The organism is Halobellus ordinarius (assembly GCF_031823395.1).
GTDB classification, from domain to species: domain Archaea; phylum Halobacteriota; class Halobacteria; order Halobacteriales; family Haloferacaceae; genus Haloquadratum; species Haloquadratum ordinarius.
This window is the reverse complement of sequence record NZ_JAVQKJ010000010.1, coordinates 115,917-134,081: the sequence shown is the minus strand read 5'-3', so window position 1 is coordinate 134,081 and position 18,165 is coordinate 115,917. Positions and strand designations below refer to the sequence as shown.

18 protein-coding genes are annotated in these 18,165 nt (G+C 54.4%); 13 read left to right on the top strand and 5 right to left on the bottom strand.

Annotated elements, in window-relative coordinates; genetic code table 11:
- Positions 1-70 precede the first annotated feature (70 nt).
- Complete coding sequence (locus tag RJT48_RS15885) at positions 71-454, top strand: DUF8076 family protein (RefSeq protein WP_311173320.1); 384 nt, start codon at positions 71-73, stop codon at positions 452-454.
- Between the two features lie 72 nt (positions 455-526).
- On the opposite strand, the gene RJT48_RS15880 is transcribed toward RJT48_RS15885, so the two are convergent.
- The 3 genes from RJT48_RS15880 to RJT48_RS15870 are packed head-to-tail and all read right to left on the bottom strand — an operon-like array spanning position 527 to position 5,935.
- Positions 527-2,887: a type 2 periplasmic-binding domain-containing protein gene (locus tag RJT48_RS15880; protein ID WP_311173319.1), complete on the bottom strand. Its 2,361-nt coding sequence runs from the start codon at positions 2,885-2,887 to the stop codon at positions 527-529.
- Between the two features lie 58 nt (positions 2,888-2,945).
- A complete protein-coding gene (locus tag RJT48_RS15875) occupies positions 2,946-4,706 on the bottom strand; it encodes a 5-methylcytosine restriction system specificity protein McrC (RefSeq protein ID WP_311173318.1) in 1,761 nt (586 codons plus the stop codon).
- On the bottom strand, positions 4,706-5,935 hold the full coding sequence (locus tag RJT48_RS15870) for an AAA family ATPase (protein WP_311173317.1): 1,230 nt from the start codon (positions 5,933-5,935) through the stop codon (positions 4,706-4,708). The genes RJT48_RS15875 and RJT48_RS15870 overlap by 1 nt, the downstream gene beginning before the upstream one ends.
- A gap of 244 nt (positions 5,936-6,179) precedes the next feature.
- Here RJT48_RS15870 and RJT48_RS15865 point away from each other — a divergent pair, with 244 nt between their 5' ends.
- From RJT48_RS15865 to RJT48_RS15820, 10 genes are all read left to right on the top strand, one after another.
- Entirely contained in the window at positions 6,180-6,716 is a 537-nt protein-coding gene (locus RJT48_RS15865) for an SWIM zinc finger family protein (protein WP_311173315.1), read from the top strand.
- A gap of 22 nt (positions 6,717-6,738) precedes the next feature.
- Complete coding sequence (locus RJT48_RS15860) at positions 6,739-6,990, top strand: hypothetical protein (RefSeq protein WP_311173314.1); 252 nt, start codon at positions 6,739-6,741, stop codon at positions 6,988-6,990.
- 60 nt (positions 6,991-7,050) lie between these two features.
- Positions 7,051-7,515: a hypothetical protein gene (locus RJT48_RS15855; protein WP_123622907.1), complete on the top strand. Its 465-nt coding sequence runs from the start codon at positions 7,051-7,053 to the stop codon at positions 7,513-7,515.
- Positions 7,512-7,781, top strand: coding sequence for a hypothetical protein (locus RJT48_RS15850; RefSeq protein ID WP_311173313.1), 270 nt, complete (start codon positions 7,512-7,514; stop codon positions 7,779-7,781). Before RJT48_RS15855 ends, RJT48_RS15850 begins: the two co-directional genes overlap by 4 nt.
- 79 nt (positions 7,782-7,860) lie before the next feature.
- Complete coding sequence (locus RJT48_RS15845) at positions 7,861-8,403, top strand: hypothetical protein (RefSeq protein WP_311173312.1); 543 nt, start codon at positions 7,861-7,863, stop codon at positions 8,401-8,403.
- 48 nt (positions 8,404-8,451) lie between these two features.
- Positions 8,452-8,937: a hypothetical protein gene (locus RJT48_RS15840; RefSeq protein ID WP_123622913.1), complete on the top strand. Its 486-nt coding sequence runs from the start codon at positions 8,452-8,454 to the stop codon at positions 8,935-8,937.
- A 12-nt stretch (positions 8,938-8,949) separates the two neighbouring features.
- Complete coding sequence (locus RJT48_RS15835) at positions 8,950-9,336, top strand: hypothetical protein (protein ID WP_123622915.1); 387 nt, start codon at positions 8,950-8,952, stop codon at positions 9,334-9,336.
- A 70-nt stretch (positions 9,337-9,406) separates the two neighbouring features.
- Positions 9,407-9,805, top strand: a complete 399-nt coding sequence (locus RJT48_RS15830) for a hypothetical protein (protein WP_311173311.1) — start codon at positions 9,407-9,409, stop codon at positions 9,803-9,805.
- Positions 9,806-9,808: 3 nt separating this feature from the next.
- Complete coding sequence (locus RJT48_RS15825) at positions 9,809-10,231, top strand: GNAT family N-acetyltransferase (RefSeq protein ID WP_311173310.1); 423 nt, start codon at positions 9,809-9,811, stop codon at positions 10,229-10,231.
- 482 nt (positions 10,232-10,713) lie between these two features.
- Positions 10,714-11,454, top strand: a complete 741-nt coding sequence (locus tag RJT48_RS15820) for a DNA methyltransferase (RefSeq protein ID WP_311173309.1) — start codon at positions 10,714-10,716, stop codon at positions 11,452-11,454.
- A 7-nt stretch (positions 11,455-11,461) separates the two neighbouring features.
- On the opposite strand, the gene RJT48_RS15815 is transcribed toward RJT48_RS15820, so the two are convergent.
- Both RJT48_RS15815 and RJT48_RS15810 read right to left on the bottom strand, forming a co-directional pair.
- Positions 11,462-13,057, bottom strand: coding sequence for an AAA domain-containing protein (locus tag RJT48_RS15815; RefSeq protein ID WP_311173308.1), 1,596 nt, complete (start codon positions 13,055-13,057; stop codon positions 11,462-11,464).
- Positions 13,054-15,876, bottom strand: coding sequence for a hypothetical protein (locus RJT48_RS15810; RefSeq protein ID WP_311173307.1), 2,823 nt, complete (start codon positions 15,874-15,876; stop codon positions 13,054-13,056). Before RJT48_RS15810 ends, RJT48_RS15815 begins: the two co-directional genes overlap by 4 nt.
- Before the next feature lie 299 nt (positions 15,877-16,175).
- On the opposite strand from RJT48_RS15810, the gene RJT48_RS15805 reads away from it, so the two are divergent.
- Together RJT48_RS15805 and RJT48_RS15800 are read left to right on the top strand one after the other, a co-directional pair.
- Entirely contained in the window at positions 16,176-17,258 is a 1,083-nt protein-coding gene (locus tag RJT48_RS15805; protein ID WP_311173306.1) for a hypothetical protein, read from the top strand.
- Between the two features lie 56 nt (positions 17,259-17,314).
- A complete protein-coding gene (locus RJT48_RS15800) occupies positions 17,315-18,079 on the top strand; it encodes a CPBP family intramembrane glutamic endopeptidase (RefSeq protein WP_311173305.1) in 765 nt (254 codons plus the stop codon).
- Positions 18,080-18,165: the final 86 nt, after the last annotated feature.

Below are 18,165 nucleotides of genomic sequence, written 5' to 3'. Positions count from 1 at the left end.
TGCAAGACCTCCGACGGGACGATTGAGGTACCGCACCCCTTTTTGACCCCTCGGCGACGTGCTATAGGTAATGGCAGCCCCCGGACAAATACCCGGACAGTACAATCTCGTCATTGAAGGTGCCTACGAGACCTTCGAACACCAGATCCCCGTGAAGGAGTTCCTCCAGCGGCTCAAGGAAGATGATGTTCCCGAGAAAGTGAGTGTCGTCGGACTCTCGGATGCCCTGAGTGACGAGGATCTGGCGAACGAACTCGCCCGTGAGATGGATCAGCGTGCGAACGATCTGGAATATCAAAGTCCCACGATACAGTTCGTCATCGAAGGGTCGTTTCACCGAAGCGGGAAGGCCTACGACCTTCGGTACGATGACGAACTCTACTCGCTTCAGCAGGTCTTTGGTCCACAACTCGAACGGAAAGAAGGTGGGGAGTGGCTCGTCGCGCCGTTTTAATCCTCAGTACTGGTCATAACCTCGTATGTAGTGTTGTACTATTTCGAAAAGGGGCGCAGAATCGACCGCACCCTATTCAGTATGGTCTTTTAGAGTTCTACTCCGGGTAGTCCCTTTCAAGGCCTGCAGTACTCGCTCTTCGACGGCGTCGCAGGCGTCGGTGTCCACAACAGAGTATCCGTCCTCTCCGCTCCTGATCTTCTCTATGAATGCCCTTCTGAATGCAGCTTTCACTGAGGGGTATTCGATTATCGGATCGTAGTGTCGGTCGAAGGTATCGTACAGCGACAACAATGATTCGAGAGGGAGGAATGCAACTGGAATCTCTTCCTTCTCCACATCCTCACTCTGCTCGAACCACTCCTGTACACGAGAGGCGACATAGGGGAATTGACCTTCTCGAAAGTTATTCGAGACGAAGAGGTGGGCGTCCAGGTTTTCGTCATCTGAGAGCGAAACTGAGAGAGCACCACCGAGATTTTCCGTAACCATGTACCAAGCAGCTTTGTTCTTCTCACCGGCATCGAGATCGTATCCCTTCTTTGTGTAGGTGAGTTTCGGGTCGTAACTTGCGATGAAGTAACCGTCGTCTTCAGGAATTACGAGACAGCCATCTGTTTCCGTCTCTCCTTCTCGCCCCCACCGCTCGGTGAAGAGGAACATAAATTTCAGGAGATAGAACACGTCCCGTTCAAACTCGTTGTAGTCGTAATCCTCCTTCAGTTCCTTCCGCTCCTCCTGTGAGAGATCGTCGAATTCGCCTGCTGCACCGCGCTGATGTAGGTCCTGAAGGCGTTCGAACGCTTCGTCCGCCCGACCAATAATTCGGTTTCTGAACTGGGACTTGCTGTCACGAATCGCTGAGGTAAGAAGATCCTCTGGAGAATCACTCATCAACAGATCGTGTAAGTCAATCGTCCCGAAGTGCTCTCGCCCGTTGAGATACGCTTTCCCGTAAACGACGAGAACCGAGTTTAGCAGGTATTGATTAATTCGTCGAGGAAGGCGGCCATTTCCGAGACAATAGTTGATGTACTCATATCGGTGTGTGTTGGCTTCTTTTCCTGCACTCGCCACTTCTTGGAATGTGGCTCGGATGTAGTCGTTGTGTTTCGTCTCATACCTATCGATTGAGACGTCCAAGAAGTTGATGCCATTATCTGAAAGCGTATCACGGATCTCTTTTAGCGACTCAAATGCTGCTTCATGGATCGCCTCATCGTCAACACTGACCTCCCGCCGGATGTCGTCCCTGAAACTATCACCTTCACATTCGTCGCATTCGTCCGGCTTTTCTTCCTCATATACCTCGTGACAGCGATAACACTCATATGTGTCAATCTCGGCTACGTCGATGAATTCGTTCAGAAGTGACTGTTCTTCTTCCGGTAAATCCTCGAAATATCGGTTATACGTCTCAACTGCCCCCGTGAGAATCTGGTGGAAAATGTATGAATCTCGTAACTGGACGTCATATGGATAGACGCTATCGAATGAGATACCCAATTTGTCCTCGATCAGTAATCGAATTGCCTCCTTTTCTGACTCGGGAAGGTACCGATCCTGGATCTCAAAGTAAAATCCTGTTTCTTCACGCTCTACTTTCAACTCGACTTTCTTCCCCGTCTTGTTGTGGTTGAAGCCGAGATGGGACAGTTCGGATAAGCTCTGAAGATCGACTAGTTCCTGAAAGACGGCTTCTGAGTTGAGATCATTTCGAACTCCCGTAGGGTTGCTGAGGGAGAGGGATGATCCATCGGGGAGATAGGTTCGTTGGAACTCTACCTCGGTGAGTGTGAGCGCTTCAATCTCATCGTTGAAGATTGACGCAAGTCCATCGATGACGTGCTGAGCCGTTTGTGATCGCTCTATTCTGTCAACTCCATCACTATCTGTAAATGTCTTTGAGAACTTCTTGATTCGACTCTTTGCACCACGTACCTCTATCTCACCACCACCATCTTTCCGAACGAATAGTGGGTGTGCACGCTCGAACAAGCGACTTCGGACACGGTCGTCTTCCCGAGTGGTCACACGAACCTCTTTGCTCGGCCACACCAGTGTAAAACCGTCAATCAACTCTTCGACGAAGAGTCCCTCATCTTCGAGTCGGCGAAGTTCGTCCTCGAAATTAGTTTCCACCTGGAAACCGTTGCCACCGCTGCTCTTTTGCGCCCATTTTTCTTCTGCCCAGATGGTGAGTAGAAGCTGTTGTGCACGATCTGGTGATTGGTCCTTTAATTCTGCGAGTAAGTCGTCGACTGACTCAAACCGGGAGTCAATCCGTTTCGTTCGCCCAACGTAGAAATCCGATACGAGATTTTCAAGCGTCCGTTCTGACTCCGGGATTTTATCATATTTCTTCCCGAGCAGTAGACCCCAGAACCCGTCATCATTCGAAAGGGGGTCATGTGATGTCATCTCGTTACTCATTCAACTATCTGATTAGTGTGAAACCAGGTATAAAGAGACTGTCGGACGAAACTACTGTTCAGAGCAGTTTCAGCGGTCCCTCTTTCTCCACTTCATCGGAACCATTCTGGAGGAAATAGAGGTCGATCCACTCCTGCCCGTGCTCGCGGCAGAACACCGGTATACACGTCGTCGTATGCTCGTAGCGCTGTTCACAGCGCGTCTCGATCTGTTCTCGCGTCCAGTCACCGTCTTGCTCTAGGTCGTACCGATTGCGAACTTCCCACGAGTGTTCGTCGGCAGCGGCCTTGAGGACGCGGAGCGAGAAATCTCGAGTATCTTTGAATGTGAACGGACCGCTCATCGATGTCGCTTCGCTCAGGGCAGTCTCTTCGACGCCGTCGAGACACAGGCGATTCTCTGCGACGGCGCGGAAGGCTTCGAGTTCAGCAGATTTCTCTACGAGGACGTCGTGTAGGTAGCTGTGGACGACGTCGCCGTATCCGTCTAGAGTGAACGACTGCTCGGGTGAGACGATCTGCAGTTCAGCTCCGGTCTGGGCGACTCGGCGACGCTTCGGTTCGAGTAGCGGACATAGGAATGCGAGTCGGTTAGCATGGAGGAGGTAGGCGTAGCTAAACAGACGCGACCGGGACGGCGACTCTTTCACCGGATCGTGGCCTTCCGCGTAATACTTCGAGTCCAGTACAGCTAGTGTCTGGTCGCCCTCCTGTAGTGCGTGGTCCGGTTCGTGGTAGATCTGGCCCTCACCCTCGAACGGATTCACGGAGGGTGACCGGACGGGCGTCACGTCGTCGAGGCCGCCGAGGTGGTCGTAAGACTTGATATACGAGAGCTCCCGCTCGATGACGACCTGTGAGTACTGCTCGAACAGCGACTCCATATTCAGAACGTAGTCCACGACCAGTTCCCGCGGGCCGTCTCTGAGTTGCTGGCCGAGTGACGACGACATCACCGCCTTGGCGACATCGAACGCCTTTTGGTAGTACCGGCGCTGCTTCGGGAGGTCGCTAAGCGAGAGGCGTCGATACGCGTCCATCCGGTCTAACCCGCTGCTAACACCCATACTCTCCAGGCGCTCCACCTCTCGGTGAACCTCTGAGAAGATACGGTCGTATGCAGGGTGGTCGTTCTCGTGAGAGTTCTGTCGAAAGAGCCGAAGCAGCGTCTTCCCCGCGTAGTGGAGTAGCGAGTTCGCGGCGTTGTCGTATTCGGTCTCGTTGCGGATCCAATGTGGCTCCAGCGTCCCCCGCGCGTGGTTCATGAGCGTCTGTTCGACGTCGATCTCTCCCCTCCCGTCCAGACTGTCGAGCCGTCGGATAACCAAGTCGCGGATGTACCCCTGTCGGTGGATCGTCTCTAACCCATCGAGGTAGTTGATCGCCAGCACGACGAAGACATCGTCGAGATGGATGTCATCGGAGAGGAAGTCCTGCAGCGGGATCCCGTGGTATTCGATGGAGCGGTTCTGGTCGTAGACCGCCAGCAACATATCGAAGATGTGCTCCCAGTCGATCTTCGGATCGACCTGAACCTTCGACGACGGTGTGAGGCTCACAACGCCGATGATGTCCGTCGCTTCGACGTGGAGTACCTCGTTCTCGTCGCCGTCTACGGTGACTGTGACGACTTCGTACTCCTGCTCGCCGTCGAGTGCTGCTTGACTTTTCGTGAAGACGCCGGGACTCTGCTGTGTAAAAGATGCGCGACGAAGCTGGTCACCGATGGACGACGGACAGCCCTCTATCCGGATCTCCCCGCGTTCGGGGACGTTGAAAGTGTCCTGCCCGTATTCGTAGACTTCGTCGACGGTGCTCATTACTCGTAGGAGCCCATCTGGCGACGTTCCTGTTCGAGTTCCCGTTCGGCGAGCTCTGCAGCAGGGGCGAGATCGAACTCCTCGAATTCACCATTCATCGCGCGGTAGTGTTCTGCGATTCGCTCGATCTGCGGAAATGCGGCGGCGTTCAGGAGTCGCGGAACGATGTACGTCCGGAACGCCTGTCCGACCGCATCTTTCTGATCATACTCGTACTCTCCGCCTTCTCGACAGCCGACGCCAAGGAAGACGGCGACGTCGCGATAATGCATCGGGCCGAAGCGCATGATCGACCCTTGCGACGTCGATTCGTGGCCGTGGTTGATCCCTTGGTAGTCCCGCTCGAACAGGCGGAGGATCTCGCTTTCTCCGAGGTCCGTGTGGTCGGTGACGTGCGTGGTGATCCAGTCTTTGAACAGCTGTCGGCGCTTATCCTCCTCGTACTCGTCCAGCTCAATCATGGCGAACCGGCGGGTGATCGCGTTGTCGAGTTCGTTCACCGTCCGGTCGGACATGTTCATCGTACAGATGATGTTCACCCGCTCGTCCAGTTCGATGGTCTCCCCCTCGTCGGTCTCGAAGATAGTCTGGTGGGGGTTCTCGATGGCGGTGTATAGTGGGCCGAAGATCTTCGAGATGTCGGCTCGCGTGATCTCGTCGAGGATGACGCCGTACTCGACGTCGAATCGGCGGGCACGCTGAACGGCTTCGGACACGCAGCCGAGTTTCGTCCGGTAGCTTAGCGAGTCGCCGGTGTAATCCGGACTGATCCCGCCGATGATGTCCGACGGCGTCCACGAGGGTGTCGCAGTGTTGAGCGCGTACCCGATGCCGGTCTCACGAGCGAGCTGCTTGGCGAAGGTCGTCTTCCCTGTTCCGGTCGGTCCGTACAGGACGACGGGCTTCCCAGTTTCGAGTGCGACCTTGGCGTTGCGCTCCACATCGTTTGGGACGAGTATCTCTTCGGGCGTTTCGTCACCGCGGAGACTCACGATACGCTTGAGCCGATCCGACGCGAGTGCCGACTCAAGCACGGCACGTCGCACCCGTCCGAGTCCACGCTTCCCGTCGTGGAGTACGTCGAGTTTCTCGTCCTCGATCAGGAACTCCAGTACGTCTTCGTTCTCGGCATTACGAATCGCTTCGACGACATCGTCGGTTACACGGCGAAGAATTCCGACTTCGTCTTTTGCGTCCTCAAGCGTATAGTCGTCCGACGAGTCACTCATTATCGAATACAGGTCGCCCACAGTATATAAAAACCCGTTCAAAACAAATTTTGTAACCTGTCCAGGATGCTATTTTAACCGCATAAGTGAGCTCGGTCTGCAGAATTTTGCTCCGAAACAACCGAATAGCGATTTCGACTTACAGAACGCCCTCAAGAGCATCGTCAGCCAGCACAAGCATAGATTAGCGATCAGTGACGCGGGCGTTTTTCACTCCCCTGCCAGCGGGTGGAGGAATCAGATCGTGAGTTCACACTCCACCGCAGCGACCGGAGACGCATCCGACTCGTTCCCAACGCTGCCCCAGAGTTCTGACCGACGTGACGAACGCGCTCGTAACGAAACGATGGATGTCGCGCTCCTCAAGCAGGGCGGCATCTACTCAGTCACTGGCGAGTCCGGGGAGACCTACACTGTCGACCTCATCGACGAAACGTGTACTTGTCCGGATTACCAAGACCGCGATCCAGAGGGCGGCTGTAAGCACGTCCGACGCGTCGCTATCGAAGTCAACGAAGAGACGGTCCCCCGCCCCGACGGGAAACTCCCGACATCGGCACTCACCACATCAATCCAAGAGGACGACGACAACGACGTCCGTGAGGACGCTGACTATCAGCAGGCAGAAGCCGCTATCATCGACGCCATCCAAGACCGCGAGGAAGAAATCGCCCGGCTTCAGTCAGAGATTGAGGCACTCGAATTCGTCACCGACACGCTCGATGCCATCCGCAACCCTGGCGAGGACTTTAGTCTCGACGCGATTCGTGACCAGCGATAAATAACTTACAGCTCCACACGCTATGAATTCGTCCACTCACCACGATCGAACAGTAACCATCGACATACAGATTCCCCTTGGTGCAACAGAGGACCTCGACGAATCAATTCCAGCCGACATCTACGCCGACTGGCTTCAAGAACGCCTCAATGAGGGACTTTCCGATCTCTCTGCCACCCCTGACCATCCCGGTGTTCTCGAGGTCGACGTCGACGCCATCACGGTAACCGAAGTCACGAGGCACGAATCGGGCCCCGCTTACCGCCCCAAGTAACTACTATTTCGAGCCCAATTTTTCTTCTCCGTTACAGGCGCGAAGAGGTTTCAATAACAAATGACAGACAGCACTCGAGACGAGGACTCCGTTGCCTCACTCCTCGTCCCTGACGACACCTCACAAGCCGCACTCATCGAACTTTTCGACACGCTGGAACGTGCCGGCTTTGGTATCGCCCTCCGCGATGGCTACGACTCCCAAGACGCCATCGCGTACGACCTCACCAAGACCAGCTCGCTCAACGATATTGTTCCGTCTCCCGGCTCGCCCGAAGACTACGACGCGGCCTATCGAGAGATGCAAACAGGCATCCTCAGTGGCCCAGCCTTTGAAGCCGCTATCGCCGTTCTCGCAGCCCATACGGCAGTCGCAACGCAACACCTCATCGACGGCGAGCGCGCAGATCCAGACATCGACGATCTAGATGAACGCTCACTCGAGTCGGCAATCTCTGAAACCGAGACGCAGATCACTGATGCCCTGTACGAACGGGCCCTAGAGAACGTGGAGGTCGACGTATGACGTCTGAAAAGAACACGCCGGTTCCGATGACCTGCCCGGAGTGCGGCGGCCGGTCGTTCTCTTGGATCATCGAAGAAGTCCAGTTCGGCGACATCCAGAAGTACGAGGACGGTACTTTCGAAGAGGTCGGTATGAAGCGCGGTGAGGTTGTCGGAAGTGACGTTGAAAATGAGGGCGTCTACTGTACGAACTGCGATGAGCGCCGCGATCGCGACGAGCTCGTTCCGGACGACGAGGTGACCGCCATCAACCAAGAGAGCGCGTGATTATCCCTTTCATCCCGTCGCCGGAGTAGTCCTGACTCACCAACACCCCCGGACTTCCGTCGTAACCTGATCTGATACTATGTCCAACGCATCCACCACGCCATCCGACGACACCGATTCGGCCGCACCGTTCGCCACTCTCAGCCGGCTTGCGTACGCCCACGTAACGCACGCCCCACTCCACGAACGCTATATGCCCTCGGGCAACTTCGAGGCTGTCGGCAAGCCCGGCGAATTCGGTCCGGTAGACCCCGAGACTGGGGCTGAATATCGCGCTCTCGGTGGCCTCAATCATCAGTACAACCGCGACTACAAGGTCGGTAGCTCATATCCAAAGACTGTCTTCGTTTACGCCGAGGATGCCTCCGGTGAATCCCTCTCCCACAATGCACTCGAAGCCATCCTTGATGATCGGAATCTCTGGTCGGATGCACTCACAACCGTCCTCCTCCCGAAAGGTATCGAAGAAGACCAAGCAACCTGGTACTCCGCGTTCCAATTCCGTCCCCCGGAGCGCGCACCGAGCCTCCGCCGGGTCAAGCGCCAGCTCGACCGCGTCTTCGACGACGCAGAGATCTATCGCGAAGGCCCGTTCCTCGATGCTCGAATCTGGCACGAGTAGTCGCACCACCTGTTGTTTTTCGCCCCCATCAGAAGTGAGGTGCACAAAATGCGATCGTTCCTTCCACCGTCAGAATTCGATCTCTCGGATCTCCCCGAGAGGCTCGATGTCGAACAGCAACTCAAAAACCGACAGGGAGTCCATATGGCGTTTGCGACGACAGCCCTCACGGTCGACATACTCGGTCGTGATCAAGGCGAACGCCACGATGCCCTGAAGGGACTCATCCAAGCGTGGGACTACATCGCCCGCCAACACGGCGAGGACGTCCACGTCGAGTACACCGGGAAGCCGTGGCAGTCACTCAACATCGACGTCGTCGACCGCACCGACGAGCCCGCAGCAGGAGGCGAGATCAAGCAATACGGTGTGCTCAACACGGAACGAGACGTCCTCCTCAAGCTTGGTCAGTTCGGCCCGACACTCACAACGAACCGTGAGAAGGCGGCCAAGCAGGCACGGGCGGACAGCCACCTCGAACTCGTCGAGGTCAAGAGTATTCCGTTCGATCAAAAGAACCCACTCTCGCACTAACCAAAGGAGAATATGACCTCAGAACCCCAGCGCCAGCTTCCCACCGAAACGTCCGACGCCGTCTCCGCACACATCGCCGCTAGTGAAGAGGCCAGTGACCTCACCTTCCAAGACGCCATCGAGGCGCTCCGAGAAGGGATCGATGGCTACGGGGACCGGGTTCACGCAACGGCCGAAGTCCTCCGTGCCGTCGACGACCTCGGAGTCCCGAACAACATTCTAACCCACCCCCGTGTCGAACAAGGTATCTGGCGATACAGCCACGACGCAGACACCGTCCGCCGCGAGATCGAGATCACCATCGAGCGCGAGGCAGACGACGACGTCACCGTCGACGAGATTGTCGCCGCTTATCGCGTCGCCGCCGCCCGTCTCGACACGCCTATCGACGTGGACTAACCCACCACGTCCTAATCCGCTAGTAGCCCCGCGGGGTGTCAAACCCAGCAGCTCCCTTCTCAAGCCTTCCATGACAGTCATCGTCATCAACATCAAAGAAGAGCGAATCGACTCCGAAGATCAATCTCCCTCAGACGTTCTTGAGTCACTCCTCATCCCCACCAAATCGCCGGACGATGATACTGTCGGTTCCGAATACGTCCAGAAACTCCTCCGACAGCTTCCGTCCGACGCACTCAAAATCCGGCAATCAATTCATGAACCGGACTGGGGATTCGGAGAGCCCTGTCCCGTCTGTGGGACCGAAGCCCTGAGCGCTATGACGGTCAGCGAAGACATTTACAACTCGAGTCACGGCGAGTTCGAGTTCGTCGAGACTGGCGACGCGAACGGTCCCGTCCTCTCGGTTATCTGCCCCGAGTGCCGGACGTACCTCTCGCACGTCCCATACCAAAATCTGACCACTTGACCGATGGCATCCATCGACACCGATCCCGATATTACCGTCGGATACTCACGGCTCTCGCCAAACGCCGTGTGGTGCTTCTTCGACGAGATCGACGATGTCCCGAATCTGACCGCCGCCGAAGAACAGGGAGAGGCGTGGGAGGCCCTTCTCGACGGCGACCGCATCGGAACGGCAGTCGTCGGTACCGTCGGAACGTCGTTCCTGAGTCGAATCATCATCACACCGAACGCGCGACGGATGAGCGTCGCGACCGCAATCTTCGACCGCCTCCAAGACGTGTATTGGTGCCTCCGCTGCCGCGTTCACAAGGATAATCAAGCTGGCATCAGGCTCGTCGAATCCACCGGATTCCACCGGAAACGGAAGGGTCGCTACGGCGAACTTTGGTGGTACGATACACAACTCGACAACGTCGACGACAAGTAACCCCTGGGTGGCTTTCTCCCGTCCCAGGACCGTGCAGACGTATGAATCCAGAACTCGTCCATCCATGTGGGAACATCACGGCCGTACTCCCGCTGCTTGACCCAGCCCAGCAGCGCCGCTATCAAGACGCCCTCAAGCGACGGGCCCGCGGCCACCTTCCACAGCGGTTCGACGCTTGCGCCGGCCGCGACGAGGCTCGCACATACTACGAGGGAAAGCCGACACCCCCATCCGGACGGCTAAGTGTGCCTCACCGTTACGGATGCCGATGAAACCCCCGTTGGGCTGGTACTCCCCACTTCCGCTCGAGACGCGTTTAGGGTACACTCTGAGGCGTTACAGAGGTCCCAGTCACTTATCCAGGGGGGGGTGACCATCACCTAGTTGGGGTTACCAACGTCTGTCCCGATTCCGTGTTTGCGCTGGGACCAACGAAGGAGACCACCAACGACTATAACTCGTCGCGATGTTTCGACAAGTAAATGCCGAACAATCTTGAAAATGAGTCAGCGGAAGAGTCATCCGCAGACTCAGAGGATATCGTACTCTCCTCGTATGTTGCGTATAATCGGAAGGTCTTTCCAAAAATAGTTGACCTCCACGTTGAGGACGGGGCAACTATTGCTGACGTGACTTATGGACGCGGGAACTTCTGGACCGACGTGCCGGACGAGAAGTACAAAGTATACAAGACAGATATCGACCCTGAAAAATCACCAGATAGTGAAGAGGGAGTCGATTGCCGTGACCTCCCCTACGAAGATGGTGAAATCGACTGTGTAGTGCTAGACCCTCCCTATGCAGAAGGATTCTTCCGGCGAAATAAAGACCACCTTGCAGGGAATGGCTCACATTCCAATTTCCGATCGAATTACTCTACAGGTGATGTGCATACCGGGGGGTCGAAGTATCACCAAGCAGTCTTAGACCTCTACTTTGAAGCGGGGAAGGAAGCCAAACGAGTACTTAATGATGACGGTGTTTTTGTGGTGAAAGTTGGAGATGAGGTGAGCTCAAACACTCAATACTTGACACACATCCAGATAACAAACTTTTACGAGAGAGAGCTGAGGTTCTACACGAAGGATTTGTTCGTCGTAGAACGTCACAACAAACCCTCTGTTTCCGGAATGCACAATCAAGTTCACGCACGCAAGAACCACTCTTTCTTTATGGTCTATAAAATGGATGGAGAGCCACAGAATATCCTCGAAACAAGTTGAAGACAGTTCAGCGGACCGTGAAGATCTCCATCCCGGTATCGAGGGGCATCGGGCTTACCGGGATCTGGAGTAAGTCGGTCACGTCCCCTCGTAGTGTTGCTTCCCCGTCGCTGGAATTACTCACTTCAGAGAACAACATCTTCCAAAGACGCGCATTGTCGTAGTCGTCAGAGTGCGATGGGATAAACTCAATCAGTCGTTCGCTCACGATAACGATGAGCTTCTTTTTCATTCGGCTCAACGCGACATTGAGTCGGTTCGGACTGAGAATGAACTCCGCTTCTCTTCGGATGTAGTCAGGGTCGCTTACTGTACTCGATAAGATGATCACGTCGCGTTCACTCCCCTGAAATCTATCGACTGTATCAACCACACCTTCGCTAACTTTGCTTCCCAACGAGTCAATCAGACGACCCCGTTGGGCGTTGTGAGGAGTGATTATCCCGATATTTTCCTTTGAACGGTCAATCGGGGTGATTAGGCTATTTACAATACCCGCCTCAAGTGCGTTAGATTGCTGACTCTCGCTGTCTTGATGGACGACAATCGAAATTGGACAATCTGGATTGAGTACTGTGTCGATCGCCTCATTTCCCGTCTTGTTGACCGCAAGAGGGTCCCGGTGGGCTCGAAGATGAGGATCATCCTCGGTGAAGGAACGATATCTCACCTCATCACGTTCGTACACCAGCTTTCGCAAAATGCGAGCTACTTCCTCATCACATCGGTAGGTGATCTCCAGCCGATCTATCGGATACTCTACCGAAGTCGGCACCTCAACCTCGTCGAACTGCTCATCATCGCCAAACTGGTTCTCCCCACTCAGCAGCCGAAATAGGTCCATTACCGAAAGATACGGAACCAACTCTCGAATGGTTCGGCGGTCTTCTCGTTCCCAATCGTGCTTCTGGATGGGCGATAGTTGTCTGTGATCGCCTACGACTAGAGTCCTTGCTCCGTCTTTGGTAGATGACCCTGACATCAAGAAGTCAGTGACGGTCATCATACTGGCTTCATCAACCGCAAATAGGTCGAAGGTGGGTCGTATCGTCTCGTCAAATGCTTTCTTGATTATTCGATTTCCACCGCTCGGAGTTCCAAAAATGACGAAGCTGTCTGACCCTGCCCCCCAGTTGCTCAGTTGTTGTTGCCCCTCTAAGTCCCTTTTCAGGTCCTCAACCTTCGACTTCTCCGTATTGTAGTTGACCCGTTCAACATCAGTTTTAGTGGGGACAGAGTAGCCACGGTCACGCGATAAAGCGCGAATCAGGCGGAGCGAGTCTAGCTCGTCACACCCCTCTTCAGCCATAAGCGTATACTTGAAATCATCAACCTTCTTCAATATCGCGTTAACTGCTCGATGTGAGGGGGCTACAACTAACGCGCGAATGCTTCCTCCATCGTTCATCTGGTCATATGAGGCACGCAGGAGCCCATGGGCAAGCGCCAAGGATTTTCCTGTTCCCGGGGGACCCTGAAGGATAGCAAAGTCATCCTCTTGGCGAGTGATGAATCTTTCTTGGCGGTCGTTTGGATAATCAAGTGAAGAACTACTCTCGACAAAGTCGAGGTATCCACGGTTTGGCTCTCCGTCATTGCTCATACATCATCACCCCGAATGAGGCCGTCCAAGAGGTGATAATAATGGTATCTCGGATTTTGACTGGGGCGATTTGATTGCAGTTCTTCTAGCACGTCGTGGGCGTGTGTTGAGGTCCAGTCGTCGGTCTGTCTATCCAAAATGTACCTATCTCCGGGTTTGAGGTGAACACAGCGGACGCCATAGCTATAGCCCGCATCTGCTTCGTTTTGTACCCACACGTCGTGCCTGTGAACGTACTCAAACGTGTCTGGATTCGTGTTTGGTATGAAATTGCCATCTGTGTTGAATTCACTACAGCGGAGTGTGATGCTGCGGTCACCCGTATTCACGCTCTGGACTTCAACGGGGAGCCCCGACTCGATATCCGCTGGCTTCTTCTTATCATCCTTATGGACTTGTTGAGAGACGTCCCACGTGACAGGATTTGCAACACGATGAGACCCCGAAGATTCGTTTTCAGCCCCCTTCAAACGGCAAGTATACGCAACTTTTGAGGGGTCACTGAATTCATCAGGTTCGTACACAAGTCGTCCTGTTACAACAAGGTCGTCGCCATCTATTTCAGTCTCTTCCACTTCCACGATTGCCGCATGGCCCTTCTGTACACGCTCACGTGGTGCTTTTGCGTATTCTCGATACTTTTCTTGACGGTCAGCGTAGTGCTCTAGGTCGAGATAGTCGTTGAGAGACCGAGCCAAGTCGATGTCTCCCAAATTAAACTCAGGAAGTTCTGGGAGGTCGATTTGTTCTTTGCCGAGGAAGGGATTCTGATGGGACGCAGTACACGACTCCAGATGGTGAAGTGCGTGGGACATTTTTTCTCCCAAGAGACCCACATCTTCCGGTGTGATTCTCTCGTCTTGCTTGTCAGCATCGTGGTATCTGTACTTCTGAATTTCCCACCTATCACGCCCTGAATCTGCCCAGTCTAGGTTTAGCTTCCCTTTTGCGGCCCAGATATACTCCAGAGGGATTTGATTGTCGAAACGTGCTTTGAGCGGGTAGAAATCGTCTGGATTCTGGATATCCGATTTACTGTGTAGTCTACCATTGCTGTCGGCTTCTACTGGCAGTTTGAAATTGAACAGGTTGTACTTGAATGCATCATAGCAGTTGAAGGTCAATCCCCCACCGGACCGTGTCACCTCCCAGTTTGACTTCTTGAATAGACCGTCACAGCCGCAGTCACAATACTGCGAAGTCGCTTGGTCAAGAATCGGTAGAATACCACTTCCGGGATACCGGAGAGCGAATCGATCCTGAAGTTCGTCCTGTACTATACTGACCATCGGTTGGTCGATCGCCTTTCGATACCCTAGGAGGTCCCGAACCGCATCGAACGAGTCCTTGTCATATCGAGGCATCTGACGGAGAATGCCATCTACCAGAGCATCCCGCTCCATCCGGCTGAAGAAATATACATGCAACGCTGACCGTGTATCTCCTTCAGCCACGTGTTCTATGGCCGGGAATAGTTTGGAGAAGAAGTCCTCGAGCAAGTCGCCTTCAACCTCTAGAACCTCTTCTCGCTGGTCGTTATCTGGTAATCGGTCTACTACGGAACTAAATGAAAGTGCTCCAATGGCTGAATTGTTTCTGACAACTCGCCCAGCAAGCATAGCCAAGGAGTCGCGCATGAAGTCCTCCCGTACATAGAGATACACTCTGATGAGTTCGTCGGGATCGTAGTCCATCTTCTCTCGGGCATTTGGTGACGCGCTGGTTGATGGAAGGGTACTGTCACCTGACCCCTGAATCGGCGTGGCGTATAACGGCCCAGTTCGTGCCTGAGAGTCGTTCTGTGCTGCTTGTCTGGTTTGTATCCCACCCAACATAACCTGTGCCCTCTGAACCATCCGGTCGACTTTCCCGCCAATTGTAGGTTCACTCAAAAGCTGCTTGACGGTATTCTCGTCGCGTGAAGGAAGTTCGTCGTAGACGTAGGGTTTCGGGTCTTCAATTTTCTCTTTCAGACCCGCGAGGTCCTCAATATCCTCGATATCATGTTTGTTGAGGATTCGCTGTTCACCCTCCGTGAGACCGAGTAGCGCCAAGTCCAGATTGTCCAGCGCATATTTGAAACAATCCTCATTATACAGACAGGTGTTGCACTTACCAGTCAGAGAGAAGTTAACTTCGGCCTGTTTGTAAACAGAGTCTATCGTGCCATCCTCACGCAGAAGCCTTCGCACGTCTTCTCTGACGACTTCGGGTTCGGCAATAGTTTGAATTGATTCTGGGTCAGTGAAGTCTAATGAATCGCTTTCCCGATGGACTATGCTGATTCGAACCTCTAACTCCTCTACGAGCGGCTGTAGGATGTCTTCAAAAATTAGTGCGTAGATACCCGCCTGAATCTGGTGATATGGCTGTACATCACTAGAAGCCTTGATTTCGAAGATATGCGCGATTATACCGCTATCGGGCGATTCCCAGAGAGCCAGCATATCCCCGCGTCCCTTGATTCCCCATACGTCGATGTAACCGCGGGCAGGTGGTTGCTCAATAACAACAGGGTTCTGGACAGTCGCCTTGTCAACAAGACTGTCTAATTCTGTACGTACTTCCTGTTTTCCTATGTCTGGTTTATCGCTTACGTCCCAGTCAGAACCATCGTAAAGGCCGACTGAGTCTTGTTTGATATTTTCGGTAATATCATCCTCGAACCGGTTGCCAATTTCACTAAGGAACACGCCCAATTCGTCCTCATTCCCGGTGATTTTGCCGAGACTTTGTTGGAGGTAGCGAGGGCACTGTTCAAACCCAATAAAGAGGCCAATATCCCCCGGACTGAGAACAGGACGTGAAGATCCAGACATCAATAGTCGATTGGTAGCATACCCGGTATGATAATATTACCCCTGTCTATCATATTCACCAATTCCATCTCTCTTGGCAAGCCAATGGACTAGTCATAGAGATGTTCTCGCTCTAAAAGCTCAGAACTCCCAGTTTTCGTCTGTCCAATTACGGAATAGAAATCCTATGAAATGCCCCACGTCAACCAAAGAGATCACGCCTCAGCTTGGACAAAAAGTAGCTCAAGGCATATACGCGGAAGTGTGTCGCACCACCAGAAGTAGATTTCTTCGTCGCCGATAGACAGCGAGCGCCTCTTATGACCGACTCGACCAGAACTCCTCAAGCGCAGCTCACCGAGCTCGACTACAAGGGACACGTCCTCGAACAACCTCATACGGAACGAGTAACGGCTTCCGTAGAGACAGCCGAAGACCTCTACGCGACAGACGAAGGCGACCTTCTCTGGATCGATGGCACCGAATACGCGGTTGTCAAGCGAAACTTCGGGATCTTCCACAGACCGCTCTCAGTCGTCGCCGAAGACGGCACACAAGGGCGGCTCATCGGAGGCACCATCAACCAGCAGTCGTCGATAGCCGGCATCGCATGGATACACGACCTCCCCGGAGACGACGAGTGCGCCCCGCAGCCGAGTGACTTGCTTGCGCGGTTCGACCGGGTCTACCGCCTCGAGGAAGACCGCCTCGACTGTCTCCACGCCTGGACGCCCGATAGCGACCATCGCGTCTGTCCAGCGTGTGAAGAACGCAGTGGCGAACCGATACGTATCGAACAGCAGGCCGGCAAGACTGTCGAACTCCGACAGTGTACGAACACCGACTGCCAACACATCTATCGGTACGTTCGACCCTTCCCGGAACCGGATACCGCAGCCCTCCTCATTTCGACGGGCACAGTGGACTCTCCCGTGCTCGGATCGGGATACACGACGAGTGAAACCGTCGACGAGTATGAACTCTCAGGAGTCTTCCGCTGTACCGAGCAGGACGATTTCAAGTTTCCCGTCGAGACGAACCGTGGTCGCGACGACGGCTTTTACTCAGCCTCTGAAGTCGCCGCGTTCTGCAACCCAAAGCTCGATCACGACGATCCCGACGACCGCTTCGGTACCGTCACCGTCGACACCAACGACCGCACTGGGGGAACAGTCATTCGATGGCGCGACGCACCAGGAAGTCAAGCGAAGATGACCGTCGAGTTTCAGGAGCTCGTCGGCGGAACGAGCTCGCCCACGCCGGACTACGACCGCGCTCTCGACTGGAACCTCAACCGAGACGCATTCACCGCAATTGTCGATCAGACTGGCCCAACCTATACCGACACGTATCCTGACATTTCCTCTCAACAGAGCGCACCCAACGATCACACAACTGCCTGAATCACCGACCGTTAATACCAGCGAGCCTGCAACCGATACACACGACGCGAACAGCGATGGCCACAGATAGTACATTCGAGGAGGACGTCATCTACCTCTGGCGAACGCTCCGCTCTGTCGTCCTCGTACTTGTCTTCATCTTCGGCGCGATCATTACCAGTCTCATCGTCGGCTATGTGGGCATCGTCGTTCTCGATCAGGCCTACCCAGTTGCCCAGCAGTCAGAGACGGCACGCTTCCTCGCTTCCGCCGCGTTTAGTGAACTCGGATACGCGATCTTTGTCGGTGGTCTCCTCTACTGGAAAACGGACCTCCTCCCCGCGGGCCTCCGCTTCCGTCGTCCGACCCGCCGCGACGCCCGCTGGATACTCGGCAGCATTCTCGTGATGATTGTCACAGAATACGTACTCACATCCCTCTTCACGTTTTTCAACGCTCCAACCGCACAGAACGCGACTGTGATCGAGGCCACCAAACACGCCTCCCTTTCGATGTTCGGCGGGCTCATCGTCGTATCCCTTCTCATCACTGGACCCTGCGAAGAAATCCTGTTTCGCGGCCTCATTCAAGGGTATCTCCGCAGGTACTTCTCTGCCATCGGAGCAATACTTCTCGCCAGCCTCTTTTTTGCGAGTGTACATCTCTTCGCCCTGCAGGGTTCTTTGAGCGGCATCCGAAACGTCCTCCTCTCACTCTTTGCGCTATCACTCATCCTGGGCTTCGCCTACGAGCGTACCGACTCACTCTTCGTCCCGATCCTCATTCACGGTAGCTATAACGCTATCCTCTTCGCCAGTCTCGGTCTCACTAGCCTCTACTAACGGCCGTCCCGATCTCACCCAAGCCATCCCGCTGTTCACACCTATTCTACCGGTATTTTTTAATATCGGATATGCGACGAGTGGGC